This is a genomic window from Nostoc sp., assembly GCF_036919675.1.
In the GTDB taxonomy this organism is placed as follows: Bacteria; Cyanobacteriota; Cyanobacteriia; order Cyanobacteriales; family Nostocaceae; genus Nostoc.
Genome location: NZ_JBALCP010000035.1, coordinates 50,259 through 75,008 on the forward strand (window position 1 = coordinate 50,259; position 24,750 = coordinate 75,008).

General features: G+C 42.6%; 25 protein-coding genes and 1 tRNA gene. 15 read left to right on the forward strand and 11 right to left on the reverse strand.

From position 1 onward, the window contains the following. Positions 1-42 precede the first annotated feature (42 nt). Positions 43-759, forward strand: a complete 717-nt coding sequence (locus tag V7K49_RS06145; RefSeq protein WP_335204886.1) for a class I SAM-dependent methyltransferase — start codon at positions 43-45, stop codon at positions 757-759. A gap of 172 nt (positions 760-931) precedes the next feature. Beyond that, complete coding sequence (locus V7K49_RS06150) at positions 932-2,440, forward strand: ABC transporter permease subunit (protein ID WP_335204887.1); 1,509 nt, start codon at positions 932-934, stop codon at positions 2,438-2,440. Between the two features lie 215 nt (positions 2,441-2,655). Here V7K49_RS06150 and V7K49_RS06155 read toward each other — a convergent pair whose 3' ends face one another. Continuing rightward, positions 2,656-3,564 carry a polysaccharide deacetylase family protein gene (locus V7K49_RS06155; RefSeq protein ID WP_335204888.1) on the reverse strand — a complete coding sequence of 303 codons (909 nt, stop codon included), beginning with the start codon at positions 3,562-3,564 and terminating at the stop codon, positions 2,656-2,658. 1,732 nt (positions 3,565-5,296) lie between these two features. On the opposite strand from V7K49_RS06155, the gene lepB reads away from it, so the two are divergent. After that, positions 5,297-5,869, forward strand: coding sequence for a signal peptidase I (lepB, locus tag V7K49_RS06160; protein WP_335204889.1), 573 nt, complete (start codon positions 5,297-5,299; stop codon positions 5,867-5,869). Positions 5,870-6,167: 298 nt separating this feature from the next. Here the strand turns inward: lepB and V7K49_RS06165 are convergent, their stop codons facing one another. Both V7K49_RS06165 and V7K49_RS06170 read right to left on the reverse strand, forming a co-directional pair. Further along, positions 6,168-6,701 carry a ComEA family DNA-binding protein gene (locus V7K49_RS06165; protein WP_335204890.1) on the reverse strand — a complete coding sequence of 178 codons (534 nt, stop codon included), beginning with the start codon at positions 6,699-6,701 and terminating at the stop codon, positions 6,168-6,170. 14 nt (positions 6,702-6,715) lie between these two features. Then, positions 6,716-7,090, reverse strand: a complete 375-nt coding sequence (locus tag V7K49_RS06170) for an NINE protein (RefSeq protein WP_334873999.1) — start codon at positions 7,088-7,090, stop codon at positions 6,716-6,718. 512 nt (positions 7,091-7,602) lie between these two features. Here V7K49_RS06170 and V7K49_RS06175 point away from each other — a divergent pair. Both V7K49_RS06175 and V7K49_RS06180 read left to right on the forward strand, forming a co-directional pair. After that, positions 7,603-8,535: a J domain-containing protein gene (locus tag V7K49_RS06175; protein ID WP_335204891.1), complete on the forward strand. Its 933-nt coding sequence runs from the start codon at positions 7,603-7,605 to the stop codon at positions 8,533-8,535. A 126-nt stretch (positions 8,536-8,661) separates the two neighbouring features. Continuing rightward, a complete protein-coding gene (locus tag V7K49_RS06180) occupies positions 8,662-8,985 on the forward strand; it encodes a DUF1825 family protein (RefSeq protein WP_334873995.1) in 324 nt (107 codons plus the stop codon). A gap of 98 nt (positions 8,986-9,083) precedes the next feature. On the opposite strand, the gene V7K49_RS06185 is transcribed toward V7K49_RS06180, so the two are convergent. Continuing rightward, positions 9,084-11,009: a transglycosylase domain-containing protein gene (locus V7K49_RS06185; protein WP_334873994.1), complete on the reverse strand. Its 1,926-nt coding sequence runs from the start codon at positions 11,007-11,009 to the stop codon at positions 9,084-9,086. 113 nt (positions 11,010-11,122) lie between these two features. On the opposite strand from V7K49_RS06185, the gene tyrS reads away from it, so the two are divergent. The 3 genes from tyrS to V7K49_RS06200 are packed head-to-tail and all read left to right on the forward strand — an operon-like array spanning position 11,123 to position 13,863. Further along, entirely contained in the window at positions 11,123-12,373 is a 1,251-nt protein-coding gene (gene tyrS / locus V7K49_RS06190; RefSeq protein WP_442948641.1) for a tyrosine--tRNA ligase, read from the forward strand. Between the two features lie 21 nt (positions 12,374-12,394). After that, a complete protein-coding gene (gene pyrF, locus V7K49_RS06195) occupies positions 12,395-13,114 on the forward strand; it encodes an orotidine-5'-phosphate decarboxylase (protein ID WP_335204892.1) in 720 nt (239 codons plus the stop codon). A 32-nt stretch (positions 13,115-13,146) separates the two neighbouring features. Beyond that, entirely contained in the window at positions 13,147-13,863 is a 717-nt protein-coding gene (locus V7K49_RS06200; RefSeq protein ID WP_334874523.1) for a hypothetical protein, read from the forward strand. Positions 13,864-14,035: 172 nt separating this feature from the next. Here V7K49_RS06200 and V7K49_RS06205 read toward each other — a convergent pair whose 3' ends face one another. Then, positions 14,036-14,347, reverse strand: coding sequence for a phosphotransferase (locus V7K49_RS06205; protein ID WP_335204893.1), 312 nt, complete (start codon positions 14,345-14,347; stop codon positions 14,036-14,038). Then, the gene (locus V7K49_RS06210) at positions 14,329-14,871 is read right to left on the reverse strand and encodes a phosphotransferase enzyme family protein (RefSeq protein ID WP_334873986.1); all 543 of its coding nucleotides are present in this window, start codon (positions 14,869-14,871) and stop codon (positions 14,329-14,331) included. Before V7K49_RS06210 ends, V7K49_RS06205 begins: the two co-directional genes overlap by 19 nt. 253 nt (positions 14,872-15,124) lie before the next feature. Here V7K49_RS06210 and remA point away from each other — a divergent pair, with 253 nt between their 5' ends. Continuing rightward, complete coding sequence (gene remA / locus V7K49_RS06215; protein ID WP_273769630.1) at positions 15,125-15,391, forward strand: extracellular matrix/biofilm regulator RemA; 267 nt, start codon at positions 15,125-15,127, stop codon at positions 15,389-15,391. A 166-nt stretch (positions 15,392-15,557) separates the two neighbouring features. Continuing rightward, positions 15,558-16,157 (forward strand): guanylate kinase, encoded by a 600-nt coding sequence (gene gmk / locus V7K49_RS06220; protein ID WP_334874521.1) that lies wholly within the window; start codon positions 15,558-15,560, stop codon positions 16,155-16,157. A 64-nt stretch (positions 16,158-16,221) separates the two neighbouring features. Here gmk and V7K49_RS06225 read toward each other — a convergent pair whose 3' ends face one another. The 3 genes from V7K49_RS06225 to V7K49_RS06235 all read right to left on the reverse strand — a co-directional run bounded on the left by V7K49_RS06225 (position 16,222) and on the right by V7K49_RS06235 (position 17,645). Next, a complete protein-coding gene (locus tag V7K49_RS06225; protein ID WP_334873984.1) occupies positions 16,222-16,743 on the reverse strand; it encodes a photosystem I reaction center protein subunit XI in 522 nt (173 codons plus the stop codon). Between the two features lie 230 nt (positions 16,744-16,973). Continuing rightward, entirely contained in the window at positions 16,974-17,108 is a 135-nt protein-coding gene (locus tag V7K49_RS06230; RefSeq protein ID WP_334873982.1) for a Photosystem I reaction center subunit IX, read from the reverse strand. A 39-nt stretch (positions 17,109-17,147) separates the two neighbouring features. After that, positions 17,148-17,645 carry a Photosystem I reaction center subunit III gene (locus V7K49_RS06235; RefSeq protein ID WP_335069632.1) on the reverse strand — a complete coding sequence of 166 codons (498 nt, stop codon included), beginning with the start codon at positions 17,643-17,645 and terminating at the stop codon, positions 17,148-17,150. A 295-nt stretch (positions 17,646-17,940) separates the two neighbouring features. Here V7K49_RS06235 and tsaD point away from each other — a divergent pair, with 295 nt between their 5' ends. After that, positions 17,941-18,990 (forward strand): tRNA (adenosine(37)-N6)-threonylcarbamoyltransferase complex transferase subunit TsaD, encoded by a 1,050-nt coding sequence (tsaD, locus tag V7K49_RS06240; RefSeq protein WP_335204894.1) that lies wholly within the window; start codon positions 17,941-17,943, stop codon positions 18,988-18,990. Between the two features lie 261 nt (positions 18,991-19,251). Here tsaD and V7K49_RS06245 read toward each other — a convergent pair whose 3' ends face one another. Continuing rightward, complete coding sequence (locus tag V7K49_RS06245; protein WP_334873976.1) at positions 19,252-20,163, reverse strand: alpha/beta fold hydrolase; 912 nt, start codon at positions 20,161-20,163, stop codon at positions 19,252-19,254. Positions 20,164-20,277: 114 nt separating this feature from the next. Further along, positions 20,278-20,997, reverse strand: a complete 720-nt coding sequence (locus V7K49_RS06250) for a hypothetical protein (protein WP_012410214.1) — start codon at positions 20,995-20,997, stop codon at positions 20,278-20,280. A gap of 464 nt (positions 20,998-21,461) precedes the next feature. Between V7K49_RS06250 and V7K49_RS06255 the strand changes: the two genes are divergently transcribed. The 4 genes from V7K49_RS06255 (at position 21,462) to prmC (ending at position 24,731) form a co-directional block, all read left to right on the forward strand. After that, a complete protein-coding gene (locus tag V7K49_RS06255) occupies positions 21,462-22,013 on the forward strand; it encodes a GNAT family N-acetyltransferase (protein WP_273763853.1) in 552 nt (183 codons plus the stop codon). A 300-nt stretch (positions 22,014-22,313) separates the two neighbouring features. Then, positions 22,314-22,387 (forward strand) — tRNA-Pro (locus tag V7K49_RS06260). A gap of 609 nt (positions 22,388-22,996) precedes the next feature. Next, positions 22,997-23,815 (forward strand): Tic22 family protein, encoded by an 819-nt coding sequence (locus V7K49_RS06265; protein ID WP_334873973.1) that lies wholly within the window; start codon positions 22,997-22,999, stop codon positions 23,813-23,815. A 25-nt stretch (positions 23,816-23,840) separates the two neighbouring features. Beyond that, the gene (prmC, locus tag V7K49_RS06270; RefSeq protein WP_334873971.1) at positions 23,841-24,731 is read left to right on the forward strand and encodes a peptide chain release factor N(5)-glutamine methyltransferase; all 891 of its coding nucleotides are present in this window, start codon (positions 23,841-23,843) and stop codon (positions 24,729-24,731) included. The last annotated feature ends 19 nt before the right edge of the window (positions 24,732-24,750 follow it).

Here is a 24,750-nt window from a genome sequence, read left to right on the forward strand (position 1 = left end):
TGACATCCTTACAAAATGGAAGATAATTACCTTGAATACAAAATGTCTGAAGAAGAACGTTTTCAATCAGACTGTTATTCCTACTTGGAACAGCCAGAAAATGCTACCCGCTATACACTACCAGTTCATTTTCTAAAGGATGCTTTTAAAGAAAGGTCATTCTCTTTATTGGATCTGGGCTGTGGAAATGGGGCTTTGCTCAAATATCTACCTTCTCAATGCAACTACGTTGGCGTAGATCACAGTGAATATGCCATTAAATACTGTTTAAACCTATACCCCAACAGAACCTTTGTGTGCGAAGACTTATGGGTGTTTCTGCGTCAACTTGCTACAGAAAATAAAAAGTTTGATGCAGTGGTACTATGCGGGATGATATATCATACCGTTGATAAGGAAAGCCAACAACACAAGGATGAGCAGGAAATTATTCAATTTTGTCTGGACAATATAATAAGCGACAAAGGATATGTGGTGATAATTGTCGGACTTAATTATGGCAACCATCCAGATCATAACCTGTTTGTTCGAGCGGAATGGCTACAAAAGTTAGTAGAAAAAATGCTGGAAACTGCGAAGGCAAACATTGTTTACGAAAATCTGTGCCTACAGATTGGCTTGGAAGAAAAAATTGCACAGCAAAAAGCGATTCCTGAGTGGTTTGTTCCGGATGCCTCTACTGACTATTCAAGTAAGTTCGTTGGAACATATTGGGCAAGTTGGACATTTATTGCCTCTCCCTTATGTGTGACAGGTTAAAAATAGTTGATAAAATTTGATTGCGATCGCAGGAATTATGCTTAACTAGTCAAAAACTCGGTTTCTTTAACCTGGTTTTTTGTATACGATTTGTTGTCTCGAAATTCATCATCTGAAGGAATGAGCAATTATCCTTTGAATGAAATGGAGAGATGAGAAAAATCTAAAAAATATGGCTCGATTGACTGTTATCCGTTGGCTAATTCTTGGCTTAAGCTGTTTATTTCTGCTTTCAGGTTGTAGTTTCACGAACGGTTCCACTGCTGGTAAAACACTTACGGTGGCAGTAGAACCTACGTTTCCGCCTTTTGAGTTTCAATCTGCAACTGGTGAGTTGCAAGGCTTTGACGTTGACTTGATGAATGCGATCGCGCAATCTGCTGGCTTTCAAGTTAAGTACCAAAATATGCCTTTTGCTGGTATGATTCCAGCATTGCAGACGCAAACTGTAGATGCGGCAGTTGCGGCTATGGCAATTACTGCTGAACGGGTGAAGATAATTTCCTTCTCGCGTCCTTACTTCAAATCGGGCGTAGCGATCGCCACACGCACAGACAATCAAAATATTACCAATTTCGCCAGCCTTAAAAACAAGATTATTGGTGTGCAAATTGGAACCACCGGCGCACTTAAGGCTAAAAGTCTTCCTGGATCTGAAATTCGCACTTTTAATGATTCACCCTTAACTCTTCAGGCATTAATCAACGGCAATGTCGATGCCGTTCTTAACGATCAAGTCGTTATCTTATACGGCATAAAGAGTGGCAACCTGAACCGACTAAAAGTAGTCAGCAGTTTGCTTACAGAAGAATTCTATGGCATTCCCACACCCAAAGGATCGCCTAACCTAGACCTGATTAATCAAGGTCTGGCAACGGTGCTGAAAAATGGCACTTACGCCCAAATTTACCAAAAGTGGTTTGGTATTCAACCGCCACAACTCCCAGAAAAATCGCTCATTGAAAACCAGACTAGCAAAAAAGGCGTATCTGAGCTATTTACCTCACTAAGTATTATTTTCAAGTCACTACCCGTCCTGCTGGGTGGGGCTTTGGTGACTCTTGAACTCACAACACTCTCAGTATTGCTGGGAATAGTCGGCGGTTCACTGATTGGGATTGTTCGCCTTTCTCCTGCTTTGCCTTTGCGCTTTTGTGCGGGAGCATATGTGGATTTCTTCCGAGGAACGCCGTTGCTGGTGCAGATTTTTATGATTTACTTTGGGTTGCCTGCTTTAGCCCAAACTTTTGGTTTCACCTTGAATTTAAATCGTCTGGTGGCAGCGGTGATTGCATTAAGTCTCAATAGCGCTGCCTACATTGCGGAAATTGTCCGCGCAGGTATTCAATCAATTGAGCCGGGGCAAGCAGAAGCCTCCCAATCACTGGGCTTGAGTTCAGTGCAAACGATGCGCTATGTGATCTTTCCTCAAGCCCTGCGGCGGATGCTGCCACCCCTTGGCAATCAGTTCATTAGCCTGCTCAAAGACACTAGTTTAGTTGCTGTCATCGGCTTTGAAGAGTTGTTCCGCAAGGGGCAGCTGATTGTAGCAGAAAGCTATCGCTCGTTTGAAATTTACGCCACTGTTGCCTTGGTTTATTTATTTCTGACACTGCTTTGTTCCCAAGCGTTTAGTCGCTGGGAGCGATCGCTCAATCCTATTAAAAAACAGAGTAAGTGAAAAAGTAACTAGTACCGCAAGGCGGAAGTCAAAAGTCAAAAGTCAAAAGTCAAAAGTATTATGGAATGGGCTTTTTAGGGATTTTAAATGGTTGCTCTATTTACGCCGTGGCGTACTAGTCTAAACTCAAGTCACAAATAATGCATCTTAACCAAAAAACATAATTTTATTTTTTAGCCAATTACTATTAACCAATTACCGATAATTAATAATTATTACTTTTTGTTAACGAGCAACTTTTGGTCTGTATCTTCTATTTGTAAAAGTTCTGGAATAGTAACAAAGTGATAGCCTTGCTTTCTAAAGTAGCTAATAATTTCTGGTAAAGCTTGTACAGTTCTGGAACGGTTACCACCACCATCATGCATTAGCACAATACCACCAGGTTTGGAATCTTTAATCACGTTATTGATCAACTTTGGTACAGCTGGTAATTTGTAGTCTGTGGAGTCAGCTGACCACATCACTACAGTATATTTCTGCCCTTTAGCATAAGCAGCTAATCCATTGTGCATGATGCCACCAGGCGGTCGGAACAGATTTGTTTTAGCACCTGTAACTTGATAAATTAAGTCTGTTGTGCGATCAATTTCATAAGCTGCTGCTTGTGGATTAAAGAAGTGATACCAGTGATGCCAAGTATGGTTGGCAATGACGTGACCTTGAGCGACAATTTGCTTTCCTATTTCTGGATAATTTTTTAGGTTCTGCCCGACGACAAAAAATGTCCCTTTGATATTATTTGATTTCAGAATATCTAGCACTTGCTCTGTGCTCTGAGGCCATGGGCCATCATCAAAGGTTAGAGCAATCACTTTTTCACCCTGAGTGAGTTTTGCGGCTGCAATTATTGCCCCTTGAAAATGTGGTGGTATAGCGTAAGATAGTCCTTTTGTTTGTGCTTCTTGCTGCCAGCTTGTAAGCATCGCCGCCTTTAATTTCTCAATGCGCTGCTGAGTTCCTACGTTTGCAGCTACATCTTTTACATTTATACTTTGTCTACTCTGAGCTTCCGAAGCATTTGGTCTTAGAAGCATCATGAAAGCAACGCTAAAAACACCACCTAAGGCAAGTAACGCAATTAATATTCCTTCTGGCCACAGAAACGATTTATTGTTTTCCACCTCATAGCTCCTTCAAAGATCAAACCATCAACCTCGGTGATGACGGTACGTTATAGCATATTTTTTTATATATTTAGATACCAGTTACTTTCTGGTAATCCTGAAAATTGGAATTGGGACTAACGGAAATTTAGAATCGAGAAGACAGACTATACGGCTTTAACTGAAATCTAGATGCTCTAGATTTGGACGAACGCTTATACAATACTTGGTACTATCTAATATCAACCCATTCATAAAAGGCAAGGTCTGCACTTCCACATTTTTACCGCTAGCTCTAAGAAGGAGCACAATTAGACAATTAATCACACCCCAAAATCCTCTTAATAGAGTTCTGAATTAGTTACTGCCTTTCACTTCACTGGTAAGGCAGCATAATCCTTTCAAGTTTTATAGCTTTACAAATAAGATGAGCTAAACTTTCGCACCTACAATTTGCACTTATTTTTTGCAGGTTGAAGTTTTTATCGTCAGACTTCTGAGAAGAAAGTTGTATAATTTACAACTTAGTGAATTATTTGATTAACATCCAAAACTACTTACAAGAGGCGAGGTATTTTTCAAAAAAGAGTCTAGTAAACTATTAGCTCTATTCTTGATAAGATATATTCTACTGCCTACTGTGATTGCTTCCTTTTTAAGAAAAAGTTAAATTTCCAACTGACAGAATGTTACCTTGTACTTTCTATGAAATAGACAGACGAAAATTGATTCAATATGGTTTCTCATTGCCAAGGGGCACTTATTCGTTAATTTAGATACTTTTGACTTATTCAGCAAAAATAATCTTCTCGGCAGTTTAGTTCTATTTTTGATGCTCATACTCTAGTCTAAATTGCTAGTGGCTTTTTGTCTGTTAATGTTTTTCTAGATAATTAAGGAAATTTATATCTTAATTATATAGTACAATTTCATATGCCCTGTCACCGTGTAATTACGGAAAATAATCGCATATATAATAGGCAAGTCGTTAAAATCGTAATAACCCAAGTTGCTAGTTATCAAAAAACGCCTATTTTTAAGTACACAATCAGAAAACTTAGTATTTCACAATACTAAAAATCAATGTTTTTGTCAGATGCTAATACCATCCGTGGCACTAACTAGCAACTTACGTTAATAGTATGGCATCTATACTATTGAAGCATTAAATTATCGGTTTAGGTGTAATATTTTTTACTAAGAACACTTAACCAAGCCAAATTTTTGTATTTAAAAATACATTTAAATTTTTAAATTTATGTAATATAACTTAATAATACAGATCAAAATATATTTTATTTCAACTCAGCCTCTAGCAAGACTGCCTCTGCCTTTTTTCAGTAAAGTAAAGCAGATATTGTCAGACATGTGGTAAACTTCTTTGCCATTCAACGACCAATTTTCTGCTCAAAGAAAAAACCGACTGGCTGTATCGCTCTACCAATCGGTAACTAACTTTTTTAGCAGGAGAAAGCAAAACTGAAAATTATTTAATAACTTGCCTTATAATTGCAGCAATTAGAATTAGGATTTTTAATTATCTATCTAGTAATCCTAATCATTAGCTTATATTGCATTAAACAGGTCATGCTTTATTTACAGTACTTTTGCTTGTCTTTGGTAGATGCGATAACTGTATTATTTAATATCTGTATGGGTTTATGCAGTACCCAGCTTGTTTATCAGTATACCTTTTGAGTCAAAATAATCAAGGTATTTGTCCCACTTCTGAAACTGGCTAGAAACTTTTATGATTCCTCACGAAAGTGATGCAAAACAAGAGCGTGCGTCGTTAAAAGTATGGCGTAGTTGGCAAGAAAATCTGATTTTGATTGCGATCGCATTGTGTTTGGCATTCCTGATCCGGACTTTTATCGCCGAACCCCGCTTTATACCTTCTGATTCGATGTTGCCTACCTTACATACTGGCGATCGCTTGGTAGTTGAAAAAATCTCTTACCATTTTCACCCGCCGATAACTAGGGATATTATTGTTTTTCAGCCACCCGCAGAACTACAACGTCGAGGATATCCCAAAGACCAAGCCTTCATTAAGCGGGTTATTGGCAAGTCTGGTGAGGTAATTAGTGTTGCTTCTGGCAAAGTCTATCTCAACGGTCAACCCTTGGCAGAAGACTACATCGCTGAACCACCAAATCAACCATATCGACCAGTGAAAGTTCCAGAAGATGAGTTTTTTGTTATGGGCGATAACCGCAACGATAGTAATGACTCTCGCTATTGGGGCTTTTTACCCAGAAAAAATATCATCGGTCGAGCAACATTTCGCTTTTGGCCTCTCGACCGCATTGGGTTCATTTAATCAATTTTGGATTTTAGATTTTAGATTTTAGATTTTTCCTTCAATCCCTTCTCCCAAGGGGAGACGCTGCGCGAACGGCTTGGTGCAGTCGCTCATGGGGGAGACCCCCTACAGCCCTTCTCAAGACAGGAGACGCTCTTGCGTTCGGGCATCCTACGGCAGGCGCTAGCCTCTCCCAATGTGAGAAGAACGCGCTGCTTCACCAAAATCCAAGTTGCGCTGTCAGCGCACCAAAGGTGCGATTCAAAATCTAAAATTGGCAGAGTTAGGAGTTATTTTAAAACTTCTAACTTTTAATTTAAAACCTTAAATAATACATCATCTGGGCGATCGTATCACCAGGTAACTCCAACCGCCGCTGGAAATCAGCCAGGTTATGGTAAGGCCCAACTGATTGCCGATTTTGAACTACTGCTTGTGCTAGAGACAAATCTATAAATGGAATTTGTGCTAACTTTTCAACTGTTGCTGTATTCGGATTGACTAAATGGGTCGGATTTTCTAGAGATTCGTGGTCATAATAAATAAAATTCAGCAGAGGCTTTAATGGCTCTAGCCGCGGCGCTGGTATAGCCAAAGCCGCGGCAATGTCTTCAATACAGTAAAATTTAACACCCGAACGCGAAAGTTCTACAAGCGATCGCGCTTGGTGAATTGACAAACCCGGTAAACGTAACCAATCATCTACAGTCGCTTGATTAGCATCAATGCGAATACCTAATTTTGCCGCTATCTGAATTTCTTCCCCAGATTGTAAGCGATAGTAAGGATCGTTGAGGAGCTTGGCCCGGAGTTTTTGCAATCTTGAGTTTAAAGGTAGCCAGTTATTCATGATTGTCACTTACCTCAAGAAATCTGGTCTAGCAATTGGCGGCGCTTTTGCTCAAACTCATACTCTGAAATCAGTCCATCCTGGCGCAGAGCATCTAATTCACGCATTGCGTCAGCGATCGCTCCTACCTGATTACTCACCCCCTGTAAGTTCCTTGCCGCTGACTTGCCTAGATTAAAATTACGATCAAAAGCTTCTTCGTCTTGGGCTAAATACCAAACTCCCTCAATGGCACTAGCTACCTTGGGGATAGGCGTCCAGGAAAGCAAAACATACAAAATACCCCACAGAGGCTGTCCCAGATAAAATTTATGCAATCCTGAAATTGTCAATGTGCCAGAAAAAGCTAAAACAGCAGCAACACTTCGGCTTTTGCGCTTAGTTAACATATTTATAATAAATCTACCAGTACCACAGTTTCTACAACAAGACAGCCATAGTAGTAAAGCACCTTGATAAATTAAGCATTACAGAATTTTTACTTTACCAGCAATTATATGAATCTATTCTAGTCAACTAAATCGTAAGACAGCTTCGATTTATGGTAATGGGTATGTCGAACTGCTACCAAATCACAGTCATAAGGGGAACTATGTGCAAAAGCTAGATTTGGTAGCTAGTACAGTACCGCGGAAATAAACCACCCATTCCCAATCAATGAAACGCTTGCAGTATAAGAATTACGAATTACAAATTACGTTAGCGTAGCCGGGCGTAGTCCATTACAAATTACGCGTAGCGGTAGTAGTGAGTTTATATCTGAATTTCATACTTATCGGTAAAGTCTGCAAATACTTCTATAGGACACTGACTCTTTAAGTAAATTTGAGTAGGTTTCACATGACTATGCATTGAGCTTTGATGCTAATTTTAAGTTTTATAACGGATCTAGATTACTACGATGTCACAGACCTTTCTACCGCCAAAATGGCTTGAACAGCTTTGTGATCCTTACGCTGTGCTAGGAATTTCTGTGAGTGCTGATGATCGTCAAATTTGCAAACGCTATCACACTTTAGCGAAGTTTCTCCATCCCGATTGCTATACCAAAAGCAGCAATCCCGACCAAGAATTAGCAACGGCAATATTTAGCCGTTTAATCAATCCGGCTTATGAACACCTGAAACATCGGCACAAGCGCTTTATTGCCATAGCCATGCTGCGATCAGACGTAAGAGCCTTACAGCAGCAAGCTTTGTCTTCTCAAAGTGCCATAGCTGAGGAAATTATGGAAATGTCTCCACCCCAAGCAGAATTGTTTTACGAAGAAGCGATCGCCTGCTATGCAGAAGCTCAATACAAATCACTACATGAGTTTTATCAGGTGACGCAACAGATTAGTATACTGAATTTAGTTTACTTACGGTTGCATAGACCAGACCTGTTACTACCGCAAAAAACTGTTCCCATTATCCCTGAGGTAGAAGTCAAGCCAGTTGAATTGACATTAGATGAAAAACCTAATCTCAAACCAGTTTTGACAGACTACGCTCAACGTCACTACCAGCGAGCTATTGAGTACGTCAGACTAGCCAACTGGACGTTAGCTGTACAAGAACTGCGTGATGCCATCAAGTTAGAGCCAAATAACAGCGACTTTTATGCCTTATTAGGTTTGGTACATATCCAACAGAAATTTCTAGGGATGGCTAGGGTTTACATCCGTCAAGCATTAAAACTAAACCCGCAAAATTCACTAGCTTTGAAATACGCTCCCAGACTGAAAATTCAACCGGGTGAAAACACCAATCCTAAATCAATGGCTAAAGCTATGAGTATTGCGGCTTTATTAAGTCGGTTTACACAGTGGAAAGCTTCTCAAGTCAAGTGTTGAAATTTCGGTAAAAAACCGTGCTAAAACCGAAGCTTCGTTATTAAATTACTCCTCTAGACTAAAATAATAAATAGAAGTAAAACTATTAAGCTACTGGGTCTGGGCGCTCAGTTTAATATAAGCAATATGGGATTCTTCGATTCCGAGATAGTTCAGCAAGAAGCAAAACAGCTGTTTGACAATTATCAAGCGCTGATCAAGCTTGGTAACGGCTACGGCAAATTTGACCGCGAGGGCAAAAAGGTGTTTATTGAGCAAATGGAAGCCATGATGGATCGGTATCGCATCTTTATGAAGCGCTTCGAGCTATCAGAAGATTTTATGGCACAAATGACAGTAGAGCAGATGAAAACCCAATTAGGTCAGTTTGGTGTCACTCCGCAACAAATGTTTGACCAAATGAACCTCACTTTAGAACGGATGAAAGCCGAGCTAGAAAAACAGGTTTAGTCAATTTTAGATTTTAGATTTTAGATTTTGGATTAATTGCCAATCCAAAATCTAAGTTGCGCTGTCAGCGCACCAAAGGTGCGGCCTAAAATCTCAAATTATTGTGACTTGGGGCGAGAAAACTGAGAAGTTGACTTAAAGTTTTCTACTGGTACATTCTTAAGTGCCTTCTGCATAAAATCTTTCCAGATGGGAGCGACCATAACACCACCTGTTGCATGGTCAGCTAATTGTTTGTTGTCGTCTCTCCCTACCCAGACAGCAGTTGTTAACTGTGGCACAGTACCAACAAACCAAATATCTTTTTCTGATGATGTTGTTCCCGTCTTGCCTGCGGCTGGGCGGCCTATAGCAGCACCTTTACCAGTACCTTCAGTAATTACCGATTGCATCACATCAATAATTGCTGCTGATGCCCAAGGATCGAGAACTAGCTGAGGCTTAGGAGTATTGTCTAGCAAGACGTTACCACTACTATCGGTGACACGGGCAATTACAGTTGGTGGTGACTGCCAGCCATAATTAGCAAAGGTAGCATAGGCACTAGCCATTTCCAAAGGTGTGACACCAATTGCACCAAGAGGCAGGGAGCTAACAGGTTCCATCGGACTCATAATGCCCAAGGTACGGCAAGTTTCGATCACTCTATTCATCCCCACAGCCTTACCAACCTTGATTACAGGAATGTTGCGTGACTGAGCTATAGCTGTGCGGATTGGCATCGCTCCCCTAAAACTGCCATCATAATTTCTGGGAAAGTACCAACCGTTACCATCTCGATAGCTGACTGGAGCATCTACCACCGTTGAGTCTGGTGAAAACTTACCAGTAGCGAAAGCAGTATAATATACAAATGGTTTAAAAGAAGATCCGGGCTGGCGTTGAGCTTGAGTTGCACGATTGAATTCACTGGTCTTTGGATCTATACCGCCCACCAGGGCTTTGATAAAATGTGTGCGCGGATCAATTGCCACCAGAGCCATTTGATTCTTAGATAATCCCTGCTCTAAAAGTGTTTTATGCCACTTGGTGACGGTTTCCTCTGCCATCATTTGGAAGTTGGCGTCAACCGTAGTTTGCACCCGCATCCCGCCTTTGAGTAGTGTCTCACGCCCAAACTTTTTAGCTAATTCCTGCGCTACGGTATTGGTTACATAAGGTAGGGCACTACCTTGAAAGGATTTGATTTTACCAAGTTTGATTTCTTGCTTGAGCGCATTGTCGTACTCTGACTGGTTGATCCAGTTTAATTCCAGCATCCGTCCTAGCACTTCTTTTTCTTTCTGTTTTGCCAGCTTCATGCTCACAAACGGGCTGAATTCTTCTGGTGCTTGGATCAAACCCGCCATCATTGCTGACTCACCCAAGCTTAAATATTCTGCTGACTTATTAAAGTAACTGCGGGCTGCCGTTTGTACACCATAATTGTTATGACCCCAATAAACTTGATTGAGGTACATTTCTAAAATTTGATCTTTATTGAGAATTTGCTCTAACCGGATTGCCAGCACCCCCTCCGCTAACTTCCGGGTAAAGGCACGCTTGTGAGACAAAAACAGGTTTTTTACCAATTGCATAGTAACAGTAGAGCCACCTTCTCGGACTCCACCCGCCACAGCGTTAACTACTACAGCCCGGCCAACACCAGTGGGGTTAATCCCGTGGTGATCGTAGAAGTGGCTATCTTCACTTGCTAATACCGCCCGTTTTAAATTCGGGGAAATTCTATCCAGGGGTACGACTTCCCGGTTGGCTTCCCCGTGGATACTCGTTAAAAGTTTACCCTTAACGTCATAGATGTAAGTTGTTTCTGAGGGAAAGAAGTTACGTAGCTGTCTCACATCTGGCAAATTACGGAAACTAATGGCTAAACCAACCAGTCCTCCGGCTACAATGGAACTTGCCAGCATGGTGATTGAGAGGAGAGTACCGCCAGTAACCTGACCGACTCCTTTCAAAAACTCAAAACCTGATGAAGCCCGACGTTGTGGCTGTTTATCTTCAAAAGTCCTAGAAGACGACACGGCGATTTCACTTCCTCACTTGTAAAGTTAACTGTAATTGATTGGACGAAGCAAGGCGGTTAATTTTTTGCAATTATAGTAGTTTGGCAGATGAGAAAGCGGATAAATTGCCAGTGAATATAACCAACTTAACTTCTAGTGTGCAAAACATAGCTAATAGTGAATTTTCTAGTATGACGCAAGATTTGGCTTGGCTGCGTCGTGGTGTAGTAGAAGTTTTCCCACAACCAGTTGATGTTAACAGTGAAAGTCTAGAAAAGCGCTTGGTAACTACAAACCAACCTTTGAGGATCAAATTGGGGATTGACCCTACGGGTACTGATATTCATCTCGGTCATAGCATACCAGTACGGAAACTGCGAGCGTTTCAAGATGCAGGCCATATAGCAGTTCTGATTATTGGCGATTTTACAGCACGCATTGGTGATCCGACTGGGAAATCTGAAGTCCGCCGTCAGCTTACAGAAGCAGATGTAGCGCACAATGCTCAGACTTATCTTGACCAAGTACGTCCTATCTTGGATTTTGACACACCAGGAAGGTTAGAGGTGCGTTATAACTCCGAATGGCTTTCTGGGCTCAACTTAGAGAAAATTTTGGAGTTACTCTCCACGATGACGGTGGGGCAGATGTTGGCGAAGGAAGGATTTGCCGATCGCTATAGAAAAGAGAATCCGATTTTTATCCATGAGTTCCTATACCCGTTAATGCAAGGTTTTGATTCCGTTGCCGTTGAGGCAGATGTGGAATTGGGAGGGACTGATCAGAAATTTAACATTGCTGTGGGCAGAGATTTGCAGCGACATTTTGGTCAAAAGCCCCAGTTTGGGATGCTGCTGCCAATTTTGATTGGCACGGATGGGGTGCAAAAAATGTCCAAGTCTTTAGGTAATTATATCGGGTTGTCGGAACATCAGGCACAAAAGTATCAGAAGTTACAAGGAGTTCCAGATCATCTGCTGGAGCAGTATTTTGAACTGTTGACGGATTTACCTTTGGATAATCTGCCAGAAAATCCCCGCGATTGCCAAACACTTCTAGCATGGGAAGTTGTCAAACAGTACCACGGCGAAACAGCAGCCCAAGAGGCAAAAGAAGCAGCCCAAAGCGGCGGAAAGGATGGTGCAGTTCCAGAATTCTCTCTAGTTGACGTGCAGCAGTTTCCTACTAAGTTAGCGTATATTCTCAATGTCACTGGCTTATGCAAAAGTACAGGTGAAGGAAAGCGGAAAATTCAAGAAGGTGGCGTGCGCTTAGATGGCGATCGCATTACTGATGTTGATACTACTTTTGCTGATCCGGCTGAGTTACAAGGTAAGGTTTTACAAGTTGGAAAAAATAAGTTTGTGCGCTTAGTGCCCTAAATGGGGAATGGTAAACCAGAGATGAACGCAGAACGAAGAATTATTGTGCCTTTGGATGTGCCAGATGAAGAAAGTGCGATCGCTCTTGTGGATCAACTTCCGCAAGTGGTTTGGTGGAAGGTAGGCTTAGAGTTATTTACCAGCACTGGCCCAAAAATTCTAAAACAGCTAAAGTCTCGGCAAAAACGCATCTTCCTGGATTTAAAGTTTCACGATATCCCTAACACAGTCGCTGGTGCAAGTCGTAGTGCAGCTAGTTATGGCGTGGATCTGTTGACAATCCATGCTGCATGTGGTATAGATGCTCTCAAAGCTGCAACAGAAGCGGCACAAGAAGGGGCAGCCCAAGCAGGGGTAAAACCGCCTAAATTAATCGCTATTACTTTGTTAACGAGCATTTCTACAAGACAGCTAGCGTTTGATTTAAAGATTCCTTTAGAATTACCAGAATACGCCCTAGAAATGGCATTGCTGGCTCAAGAGGCAGGATTGGATGGGGCAGTTTGTTCACCCCAAGAAGTAGCACAACTACGGCAAACTTGTGGAGATGACTTTTTGCTAGTTTGTCCGGGGGTTAGACCAACGTGGGCAGATAAAGGCGATCAAAAGCGATCGCTCACCCCAGCACAAGCAATCATTGCTGGTGCAGATTATCTAGTGATTGGGCGTCCCATTACTACTGCTACTGAGCCGGAGTTAGCCTGGAAGAGGATTTCTGAGGAGTTAACCACGGTGGCATGAAGCTAAAAGTCAGTGAGAAACCGGGGAATAGGATGCAGGGTGTAGGGGAGAACAATCTTACCTCTTCGCTCAGGAAGAAAAATTATAGTTGGCTTTTAGCTTGTGGCTTCTGGGTTTTAGGATCAAATAGCCTTGCTTACCCAGCGTTATCGATAAACCTCACCCCTAAACCCTCTGTGCTAGCAGAAAGGGAAAATGTCAACGGTGGGGCGAGGTCTTTGTGTTCTGAGCAAAATTTAGAAACATTTACTATACAGCTACTGGAAGATTTACCTAGTTATACCAATCGCGTTAGTCAACGCGCCCGCCGCCTCAGTAGAAGCAGTGATGTTTACAGTTATATGTTAGTGGCAGGAAGACCTGAGTTTACTCCTCTGCCCCTTAACCTTGAAGAATATAGTGCAGACGCGCCTAAAAGCTCTGCATCAGGAGTTGAGCAAGTTTTCTTTACTACCTTGGAGCGGCAGTACATAGGCAAGAAAGCGGTAGAATTGGAGGAATTCTACTGGCTGTTGTTGACTAAAACTAAAACTGGTTGGCGTTTAGTGATGGTATTTTCTCAAACTGGTTCCCATTCAGCACAGCAGCCACTGTCTCCGCCACGCGATAGTAGTAACGGCACTGTTGCCCAAGCGGTTAATACTTGGTTACGCGATTGTCAAGCTGGAAGTGTACGACGGATGCGTGCTGTGAATATGGGAGACAAAATTGAACTTCGTCGAACTCACGTTAATATCAAAGCAGAATAGCTATGACTCGAACAAAAATGCTTCGCTTTGAATATATTTGCTACATAACCTCTCAGTAACGTAGGGTACAGTTTCTAATAAGTAATCGTGTTCATTTGGCTGCGACGCCAAAAAAGCAAAATTGTTTACCGTTGCTCCGAGAAAGAACGCCTCCAAGATCCTCTGATACTCATCAGGCAGTTGACGCACGCTTTGATAGCCACTGAGGAACGATCATACGGTTTTCGGGAAACAGATGCAACAGGGTATGGGCAATGTCACAAAGGTAGTAGCCGAAGCCACAACAGGAAAAGTCGATGGGCCGCGCCTCACCTGCATAAAAGATGTAATTATTTTCATTCAGGTCTGCGTGAATCAAACCCCAATTGGTAGGTGTTTTTTCTAGTGCTGTGATCACATTACTAATTTGCTGAACCACATTCTCAAGCACAGCGAAATCAGTAACAGATATCGTACCAGTATCTACTAGCGATCGCAGCCCCATGAGTGAGGTGTGTAGTTGCTCCCAGTCGTATTTTGGTCGCGTGAAGTGAAGCCTAAAGGCAATTCCCAAAGGCTGGCGTGCTGGTGCAACTGAGCCATAAGTTCCCCGACTCGCCTAGCCTGCGTCGATGTAGGTTCGCTGTCGAGGGGTGAACCATTGACCCAGTTTAGTAGCGTACAGTTGAGTGTTGCGCTGGTATCATCAATTGCTACAGAGGTAATGAAAGTGCCACTGATGTTCTGCAAGGGGTATGGGACGGCCAAATCAGTATCTTGATGTAAAGCAGTCAGCCACATCAGTTCCGACTCAATGACGGCGTGTTGTTGCCAGATCCGATCGCTCAGTTGGGCGATCGGATGATGAATACGGAGTACTTTAAAAGTAGCAGAATTTTCACCATCTCTAGTGTCAACGCTAAACGTTACATTTTCGCCATGACCCAAGAATACTAATTGAGCTGCACCGACATTGTATTGAGCCAGCACGGTTAAAGCGAGGCGATTCCAATCGATTTTACCCTGCATCAATTTCTGAGTTAGATACTTATTTAAAACAAAATAAATTTACATCACCCAACTAGCTTCTATCAGTGAAATTGCGCCTATATCTTTAGGAATATTTTCAGGAAATATAGCTGATAAACAGCGAAAAAAAGCAGACATTATTTAAAAACGAAGACTGGCTTGAATTTAAGCGTTGTGACTCCCGTTTTTTGGCGATAACATGGGAATAAGTTTATTTCATGCTTCTCACACCACGTTTGGCGTCAGTTTTTTTATGGAGATTCAGTTAATCAACATCGGCTTTGGTAACATCGTGTCTGCCAACCGAGTAGTTGCCATTGTCAGTCCAGAGTCTGCTCCAATTAAGCGGATTATTACCGATGCACGGGACAGAGGTCAACTGATTGATGCAACTTACGGTCGTCGGACTAGAGCTGTAATTATTACCGATTCCAGCCACATAATTCTATCAGCGATTCAGCCGGAAACGGTAGCAAATCGCTTTGTGATTTCCCGCGATCATCAGACTGTAGATAATTAATTAGCAGTGGGTTATTCTCACTCTTCTTTGCACCATATCGGCAGTACCATCTGAATTAGATAAGTTTTCTCTCACTCATGCTAGAAATTCTTTAGTCAATAGTGGACTTGGCCAGGAACACAAGACTAATGAATAATATCTATTGATTGATTCACAGGTTGAAGGGATGATGCCAGTTTTACCCATCCAGAGTAATGCTACTACCGAAGAATGCTTACATCTAGGCAGATTGATTGTTTTAACTGGCCCCAGTGGGGTCGGTAAAGGTACTTTAATGCGATCGCTCCTACAACGTCATCCAGAACTGTATTATTCTGTATCGGTGACGACTCGTTCTCCCCGTCCAGGGGAAATCGATGGCAAAAATTATTACTTTATCAGCCGTAGTCAGTTTGAAAAATTAGTGGCTGAAGGGGAATTTTTGGAATGGGCAGAATTTGCTGGTAACTATTACGGTACTTTGCGTGAAGCTGTACTTAACCAAATTCATTCCGGCAAGTTGGTGGTGCTGGAAATTGAGTTAGAAGGGGCAAGACAAATTCGTGCTTCCTTCCCCAGTGCCTTCAGCATTTTTATTTTACCGCCTTCCTTTGATGAATTGGAGAGACGAATACGCGATCGCGCCCAAGATTCTGAAGAAGCGATCGCCCGTCGTCTACTCCGCGCCCAAGTAGAAATTCAAGCCGCAGACGAATTTGATATTCAAATCGTTAATGACGATTTTGAAACTGCTTTAAATGATATTGAAGCAGTTTTGTTTAAATAAGTTAGGAGTTAGGAGTTAGGAATTTGAACTCCTAACTCCTAACTCCTAACTTCTGATTTCTAAATTAACCAAACAAACTTTGAATTGATGCTAGGTTGCTAGTCAAAAAGTAAGCAACTACTGCACCACCAATACCACCAATCAAGAAAGAAAAAGCAAAGTCGTTCCAGCTTTCTTTAGAGTTAAAAGCATCTGCTGGAGGTTTGGGTACAGTAACGCTAGGAAGTGCTTTGGGCGGATTGCTATTCGCATATAGGGATAGAGCGCCGGTGAGGACAACAACCAAGCCTATGGCTGCTAATAATCCAGCTAAGTTAGCATCAGCTGAGTCCCGCAGTGGACCCAATTTGGCAAAGGGGCCAAATATCCAGTAACCATGAGCCATGCCAACTTCTACCGCACGTCTACCAGGGCTAATACCTTGACGATAGGCAGGTAAGTTATTAATGAACCACTTGCTCAAGGGAGAAGCATTAACCGGGGTTTCTAGGTTGCCTAGCTGTGGATCGCCGAATGCGGGAAAAACAACTTCCCGATTTCTGGGATCGCTGGGAAGATTCTTTGATGCATCTACTGCTTGTGCCATATTTTTATGTTCGCCTCTAAATTAAAATGGTGGCATTTTTATATTAATAATAATTGAGGCTAAAGATGTTTTTTGATTGGGAAGTTTAGAAAAATTAATTTAGCTGCTTTCAAAACTATGAAACTCGTGATGCTGGGATCAGCTTACGAGTTTCATAGAACTATTTTGTTAGTAGTTAGTAGTTAATTGTCAACTAATAGCTAACAAAATTTTTTAATCCTATCTTCAGCTTATGGTAATGGGTGGAAAAGTAGGTCAGGAAACCAGTAGTTAAATAAAATCAACACAACGGCTGTAAAAACCAAATTGACAAAAAGTAAAACTGGTCCCAAGGATAGATATTTCACGAAATAATTCTGTTGCATGAATCATTCTCCTAAATAAATCAAAAGTTGCAGCAAAGGTTAGCGTGGCGAAATGGGGATTTCTGTATCTTTAGCTACTAATTCGCCAGACAGAAATTCTTTTATGGCTGCTACGGGCCAAGTAAAGCCTGAGAGCATAATTGGCAGTGCCAAAGGTACTTCAATGATTACTTCTTTCAATTCCACGTTGTTGCCTTCTTTCTTGATCGCTTGTAGGTAGGCACGACCTACCCAACCAATCCAACCAGCAATATAGAGGAACAGAATGCTGGGGATCAGGAAGTCACCAGCATGATTTAGACTACCATCAACAATCAAGTGGGGGTAACCCTCAGGACCACACAGTTCTTGAGAATAACGCTCAAATCGCTTTATCCCGGATTCGGGGTCAGCGGTGGTATTACGGGCATTAGCTGCTAGCTGTTGAAAAGCGGGATTGTCCCTGCACGGTGTCAAATTAGCCCCTAAAGCTTTTGCTGGGGAGGCAAAGTTGAACCAAAGACAAATCGCTAAAATCAAAGCAAACAATCGTCGCATGGAGTTGTTTCCTTTTACTACAAAACAAGAAGTTTTTTGTACAAAACGAAGCGGCTTGTACAGTTGTTTATTTGCATAACTAGAAAGTCATCATACTCTTGGGTGGTGACCGAGTAAAGTTTAAGTAAATAAAAGTTAAAGCTTCTCAACCAAAATGAAGTGCTGAGTGCTGAGTGCTGAGTGCTGAGTCACGAGTGCCAAGGATAAGAATTGTTGTTGTAGGGTAGTAAAGAAGCAAGATTTTGTCTCTACTACTCAAGACTCAGCACCTAGCACTCAAGACTCAACACTCTCAATGGCAACCGTTTTAGCAATAGAAACCAGCTGTGATGAAACTGCCGTCGCAATTGTTAACAATCGTAAAGTTTGCAGTAGTATTGTAGCCTCGCAAATTCTAGTCCATCAGCAGTATGGCGGGGTAGTACCGGAAGTAGCATCTCGCCAGCACTTGGAAACGATAAATGTTGCGATCGCACAAGCCCTAGAGCAAGCCCAACTAGACTGGGAAAAAATTGACGCAATTGCCGCCACTTGTGCCCCAGGACTGGTAGGAGCGCTGTTGGTGGGGTTAACTGCTGCCAAAACCCTGGCGATGGTACACAACAAACCATTTTTGGGAGTTCATCACCTCGAAGGTCACATTTACGCAACTTATTTGAGCGAATCAACTTTAAATCCCCCTTTCTTGAGTTTATTAGTTTCTGGCGGACATACAAGCTTGATTTATGTCAAAGGTTGTGGTATTTACGAAACACTGGGACAAACCCGTGATGATGCTGCGGGTGAAGCCTTTGATAAGGTGGCACGATTGTTAAAGCTGGGTTATCCGGGTGGCCCAGTGATTGACAAGTTGGCACAACAGGGGAATTCCCAAGCCTTTAGCCTACCAGAAGGAAAAGTTTCTTTACCTGGTGGGGGATTTCATCGTTACGATACGAGTTTTAGTGGGTTAAAAACGGCTGTATTGCGTTTAGTGCAGCACTTAGAGAAAGATGGTGGACAAGTACCAGTGGCGGATGTAGCGGCTAGTTTTCAGGAAACCGTAGCGCGCTCGCTAACTAAAAGAGCGATCGCCTGTGCCCTGGACTATGGTCTAGACACAATTGCTGTTGGTGGCGGTGTAGCAGCTAATAGCGGGTTGAGAAAAAATCTCCAAGCCGCCGCCGTTGAACATAACCTACGCGTCCTATTCCCACCTTTGAAATTCTGTACCGATAACGCCGCCATGATCGGCTGTGCCGCCGCTGACCATCTATCCTGTGGTCATACATCTCGCTTCACACTAAGCGTTGAGTCTAGGTTAGCGCTTACCCAAGTGATGAAGTTGTATCACCCGAAGTCGTAAGGGGCAGAGGGGCAGGGGAGCAAGAATTTTAGATTTTAGACTTCGGCTACGCTCAGTCGAACGATTTTGGATTAAAGAATTGAAATTTAATCCAAAAGACGCTCTCTTACGAGACGCTCTTGCTAGCTTGCTTCCCCGTAGGGGTACGCGGACTCGCTCTAAGCGTTGGCGCAGCCTCTCTAAGAGTTGCCATGCCGCAGGCTTTACGCTGCGCTATCGTCAATTCCATTATCCAAAATTGAATTGCCCAATGCCCAAGACCTATTGACTATTGACAATCGACCGGATGTGATCAGCCACTGCATCCGGCTGTTCCAACATAGCCAGGTGTCCGCAATCAGGAATTTCCAAAACATTGTCACCACAATATTGGAACAGTCTGTGAAAGCTAGCTAAATGGCGCACATACTTGGGTTCCATAACCTTGTCTTCGGCACCAGCCAAAAAATAAACTGGCTGCTTCAATTGGGATACTAGCTCAGGTAAACGATTGATTTCTTCCTCAGTTGTGGAGTCTAACAGACTTCCCAGAGATGCTTCGGGGTCAGCCACGACGAAATCAATCAGCCGCTGACGTGCCCAATAGCGCTCCAAAGGACGAGCCACACTGGCTCTGGTAAAGAGCAAATCAATCAAAGGCACTTGGGACAGCCAACGCGGACGGACTTGCAAAAATTTCTGACCCGCCGAGCGAAACTGCTCAAAGGCTTCTTTGAGGTAAATACCACCACCAGCGTTGATACAGATGACTCCCTTAACACATTCAGGTATTTGCTCTGCTCCCCAGAGAGCGATCGTGCCTCCCAAGGAGTGACCAATTAGCCAAGCACTGTTAATATTCAGCTGTTTCAAGAGAATTGCTAAATCCTGAGCATAGGCAACAGGAGTGTAAAGAGAATCGATTGGTGAGCCAACAGCACTACTGGAGATGGGCATCAGGCTCAGAGACGTTTGTGCCCGACTAAAATCGGTTTTTACCTGGGACTGGGATTCACCGAAACCCCGCAAATCATAGGACAGGCACTGCAAATCATCTGATAGGCGGGAAATCACAGGTTGCCAATACCCACGGCTATTGAGCCAACCGTGGATAAATACTAAAGCATGGGGGCAGGAAGTGGGAGCCGTTAGCTCGTATGCGTGTGGAACGCCCAAGATTTCAATAGTTGCCATACTTATATCGTACCCCTAAGGGCGGGTGCGACTAAATACGGAATGCGAAGAGTTAGGAGTTAAGAGTTAGGAGTGAGGAGTTGTTAATTTTTAACTCATAACTCATAACTTTTTTCATTTACCCAGCAACCTCTGTCGCACCCCTTCAGCAATTTTGTGACCGAGATATTCAGGAATGAGGCTTTCATTTGGCCCCAACAAGTAAAGAATTAGGCGTGTACGTCCACGCCAAACCAGTAAATTGGCATTGACTACCAGCAGGTCTTCCTGCCAGATGGCGTACATCACTTTGTAGAATAATCCTGGTTGATTATCGGCTTCAATCACTAAGGCAGGGAGATGAAAGACCGGATCGACATAGAACTCGGTTTGTACCTGCTCTAAGCCAGTGTCAAGATTGAATTCCACTGCTAGCATCTCTTCTACCTCAAACCTACCTCCTAAAGCCTCACGAATGGCGCGACAGACATTTTCTGCGGTTTTCTCGGTCAAGGCTTTACTACCACGAGACACCAACAGTTTGATAAAAACTAACATCGGCGGACGGATCTGACCGTATAGACTTAGACCGTGGATAGTCAACCCATAAGCTGCTAGCACACCAAAAATATCGCTGAGGAGAAAAGACTGGTTGCGGTAAGCAAAATGCAGGGCACTTTTGCTACCTTCCGGTTTCAGCTCAATAACAGCGCGTCTAGTTTTATAGAGACGGTAGGCTAGGCGCAAATTTTGCAGTTGAATCTCACTGCTGACGAATTGCTCATAAAACTGGGGAAACGCTCGGTTAAAGCGCTTTAGGAGTTCCAGTGTCGAAGATTTTAAACCAGAAGCCATTGTTAAGGGTAAGACTCGCTTGCTTTCGTCACCTGGGGACTAGGGGCTGGATGTTGGGGGCTGGGGGCTGGGGGCTGGGGACTGGGGATTAAGGAAGAATTTTCCTAAATACTCAATCTCTTGTATACAATTCACTCCTAAGCTAACGTGCATTTAAGCTCTATACGAGCAATTGCCAGGATTAGGTTTTTAGTTTTTGAATGAGTTAATTTTGAATGAGTGAATTTTTAATTGCTTATATCCTTACCTTTTGGTGAATTTCTCCTAGCCTCTGCAACAAAATGCTAAAGTTGAAAATGATTGGTGTGAAACACGCTCTAACTGCCTGTTACCATTGCAAATCCCGAAAACAACTGAAAAACTTCGAGTGTAAGGGGTAGTAAATGGGAGTAGCCATGTTAAACGTGAATCAACACTCCTGAGAGTGGAAACCAATTCAGTTATACTACCCGAACCACGTTGGCATGGGTTTTTGGAAAACTTGGTTTAGTACTCCTGAATCTGTAGCGACAAGTAGGACAAACCCCTTTGAAGAACATACAGTGGATGCTGCGGGCAACTCCAACCCCAGCAGCATTAGCGAAGCTTCTTTAAAGGAGGCTCGCATCGTCTTCAGCACGGAGCGAGATATTGACCTGTATGAGCTAGAAGAACTCTGTGATGCAGTTGGTTGGTCGCGTCGTCCTCTAAGAAAAGTGAAAAAAGCTATTGAGCATAGTTTTCTTGTTGCCTCAATGTGGCAGGTGAGAGGAAACCAAAAGCGGCTCATTGGTTTTGCCCGCGCTACCTCAGATCACGCGTTTAATGCCACTATTTGGGATGTGGTGGTTCACCCAGACTTTCAAAGTCAAGGACTGGGCAAAGCATTGATGAAATACGTTCTCAAAAAACTTAGGAGTGAAGAAATTAGTAATGTCACTCTCTTCGCCGACCCCCATGTTGTAGATTTCTACCGAACTATGGGGTTTATGGCTGATCCGGAAGGTATTAAAGGCATGTTCTGGTATCCTCACTAGCGCTCAATCAAAATAAAACCAGATTTGCCCAAGAAAATCAGGTATAATAGTGAAACTCTATTATTTTGATGTGGTTTTGCTTTTTTTCAGCCGACGAAGGCGCAAGTATATATCTTGTAAAACTAAGTCGGCAAAAAACCTTTATCAGTGTAAGGATGTAATCTTAATCGTCTTTACAGGAAATAAAATATATTAGGCATGAGGCGTGTTATCTGATATAATTAAGTTAATACTTTTGGTAAAGCGTGATCGCTTTGGTGGGAAATTTAAACTAAACCCCAAAAAGTAGATAAGTCTAACCGGGATGTAGCGCAGCTTGGTAGCGCGCCTGCTTTGGGAGCAGGATGCCGCAGGTTCAAATCCTGTCATCCCGATTTAATTAATATAGTTAACAGTTAGGGTGGATTAACTAGAGTTTTCTTGGTAAGATGTGCAATTAAATTGTACATTTTTAGGCAGAAGAGAAATTAGGCTGTTATGATGTTGGGTTTGCTGTTAAAGCCTAACAGGCAAATTTCCTTCTTAAGCAGTAAGATGTTCCTGACACTGAGCTTTGTATAAATTTGAGAAGATATTAAAGCAAGCGCAGATGGAACGATTGATTAACTAATAGCGTCACGCGATATTAGAAAAAGCCGGTAAAATGGCATTTATCATTTCCAAGACCGAGATCCAGAGAGACTTTTCGCTGTTTGAAATAGACATATAATATGCATCTACAGCATTTCGTGATGAATAGCAAAGCGAAATCGAGAAAAACACAACTTTAGCAGAGTCAATTTGGGAAAACAATACTATACTATAGCAACCCTAAATAGTTGTGGAATATTGGATTTGAACCGTTGACGGTTAACATTTAACCTCAAGGCGCACAATGAATTTTTTACAACTGAAATAGATTGCTATATAACTAAAGCTAGTTGGTGCTGTGCAAATCCAACCATTTGTTTAATTTAATTGGATTATTGATGCGAGGAGCAGTCATGAAATCATTTATTCGCTTGGGCGCAACATTAGGTATAGCTGGCAGTGTATTTTTAGCGGGACTTTCAGGAATAGGCAATCTACCAGGAATAGACAATCTAGAGGCAATGGCGTTGCCACAAGATCAGGTAGTGAAAAAGCTCCAAGAAGTACCTATATTCACGCTCACCAATCCTAAAGGCGAATTCGTAGTTCTTTCGAGAAACAACGCATCCAAGCCTGTCTCTCAAGTGGGATTTTTTATTAGCAAGCAAGATGCTCAAAAATTCCTTGACAATCGGCTCAAAAAAGAAAACCCTCAGTTGGCAAGCACGCTACAGGTCAGACCTTTGTCCTTGGCAGACTACTATAAAATACTCCAAGAAAGCAAAAAGAAATCAGACTCTATAATTTATACTTTAGTACCGACGCAAGAACAAATAGCATCAGCAACTAGTATGCTGAATCAAAATGGTAAAAAAGGGCAGCAATTCAATGGTATTCCCTTATTTGTACCCAAATTTAAGAAAGATAATAGCTATTTGACCATTCCCGTCCCCAAAGGCAACGAGCGATTAATCCCATTCTTTTTTGAGAAAGAGCAAGCAGTGGCTCTGTTAGACCAATTCAAAAAAGCCGTGCCAAAGGAAGCAGACAATACTGAGATTCAGGTGGTGGATTTGTACGGTGTTATGGAGGCTCTCAATAGCAGCAACGATCCTGGTATAAATAAAATTGTTCTTTATCCATCAAGAGAGTCAATCAATTTTATTCGATCGCTTGCCCCGAATCAATCACCAGCTGCCAGGCCTGCTGCTGCGCCCGCTCCGAAAAAATAACGGATATGCACTCCAAGGTTGAGGCATGGGGGAGAAACATCTGATAGTTTCTGGTTTACAACTTTGGCAGTGGCGGAATGCAGCTCACCAAGCAGCAGGAGCCACTGATGTGCCACCAATGGAGGTAGATTGGCTGCTGCAAGAGATAGCTGGGTTAGACCGCTTGACACTGCGTTTGGAGTCTTTTAAAAACTGGCCGCAAATTCAGATGCAGTTGCCTTTAGAAGAGCTAGACCAGTTATGGCAGAGGCGATTAAATGACCGCTTACCAGTGCAGTATATTGCTGGAGTTACACCTTGGCGTCACTTTCAAATCGCGGTGTCGAGTGCGGTATTAATTCCCAGACCAGAAACAGAGTGCTTAATTGATTTAGCTCTAGCAGCTGCTAGCGGTGTGTCAGGACATTGGGCGGATTTGGGGACTGGGAGTGGAGCGATCGCCGTCGGATTAGCAGATGTCTTGCCAAAAGCAACAATTCATGCAGTTGATTACAGTTTAGAAGCTCTGGCGATCGCCCAAGCCAACGCCCATAATTTGGGTTTTGCTGACCGGATTAAATTTTATCAAGGTTCCTGGTGGGAGCCACTGGCATTTCTCAAAGGTCAGTTCAGTGGTATGGTATCTAATCCCCCTTACATCCCCACCAGTACCTTACCGACTTTGCAACCAGAAGTAGTTAACCATGAACCACATCTAGCTTTGGATGGTGGCACCGATGGCTTAGATTGCATTCGCCATTTGATAGAAATTTCTCCCAGCTATTTGCAACCTGGTGGGGTGTGGTTAATTGAAATGATGGCAGGACAGGCGGATGCAGTCCGAGAACTTTTGCAAAATCAAGGTAGCTATTGTAAAATTCAAATTCACGCTGATTTAGCTGGAATTGAACGCTTTGCCCTTGCTTATAAAAGTTAGGAGTGATGAGTTATGAGTT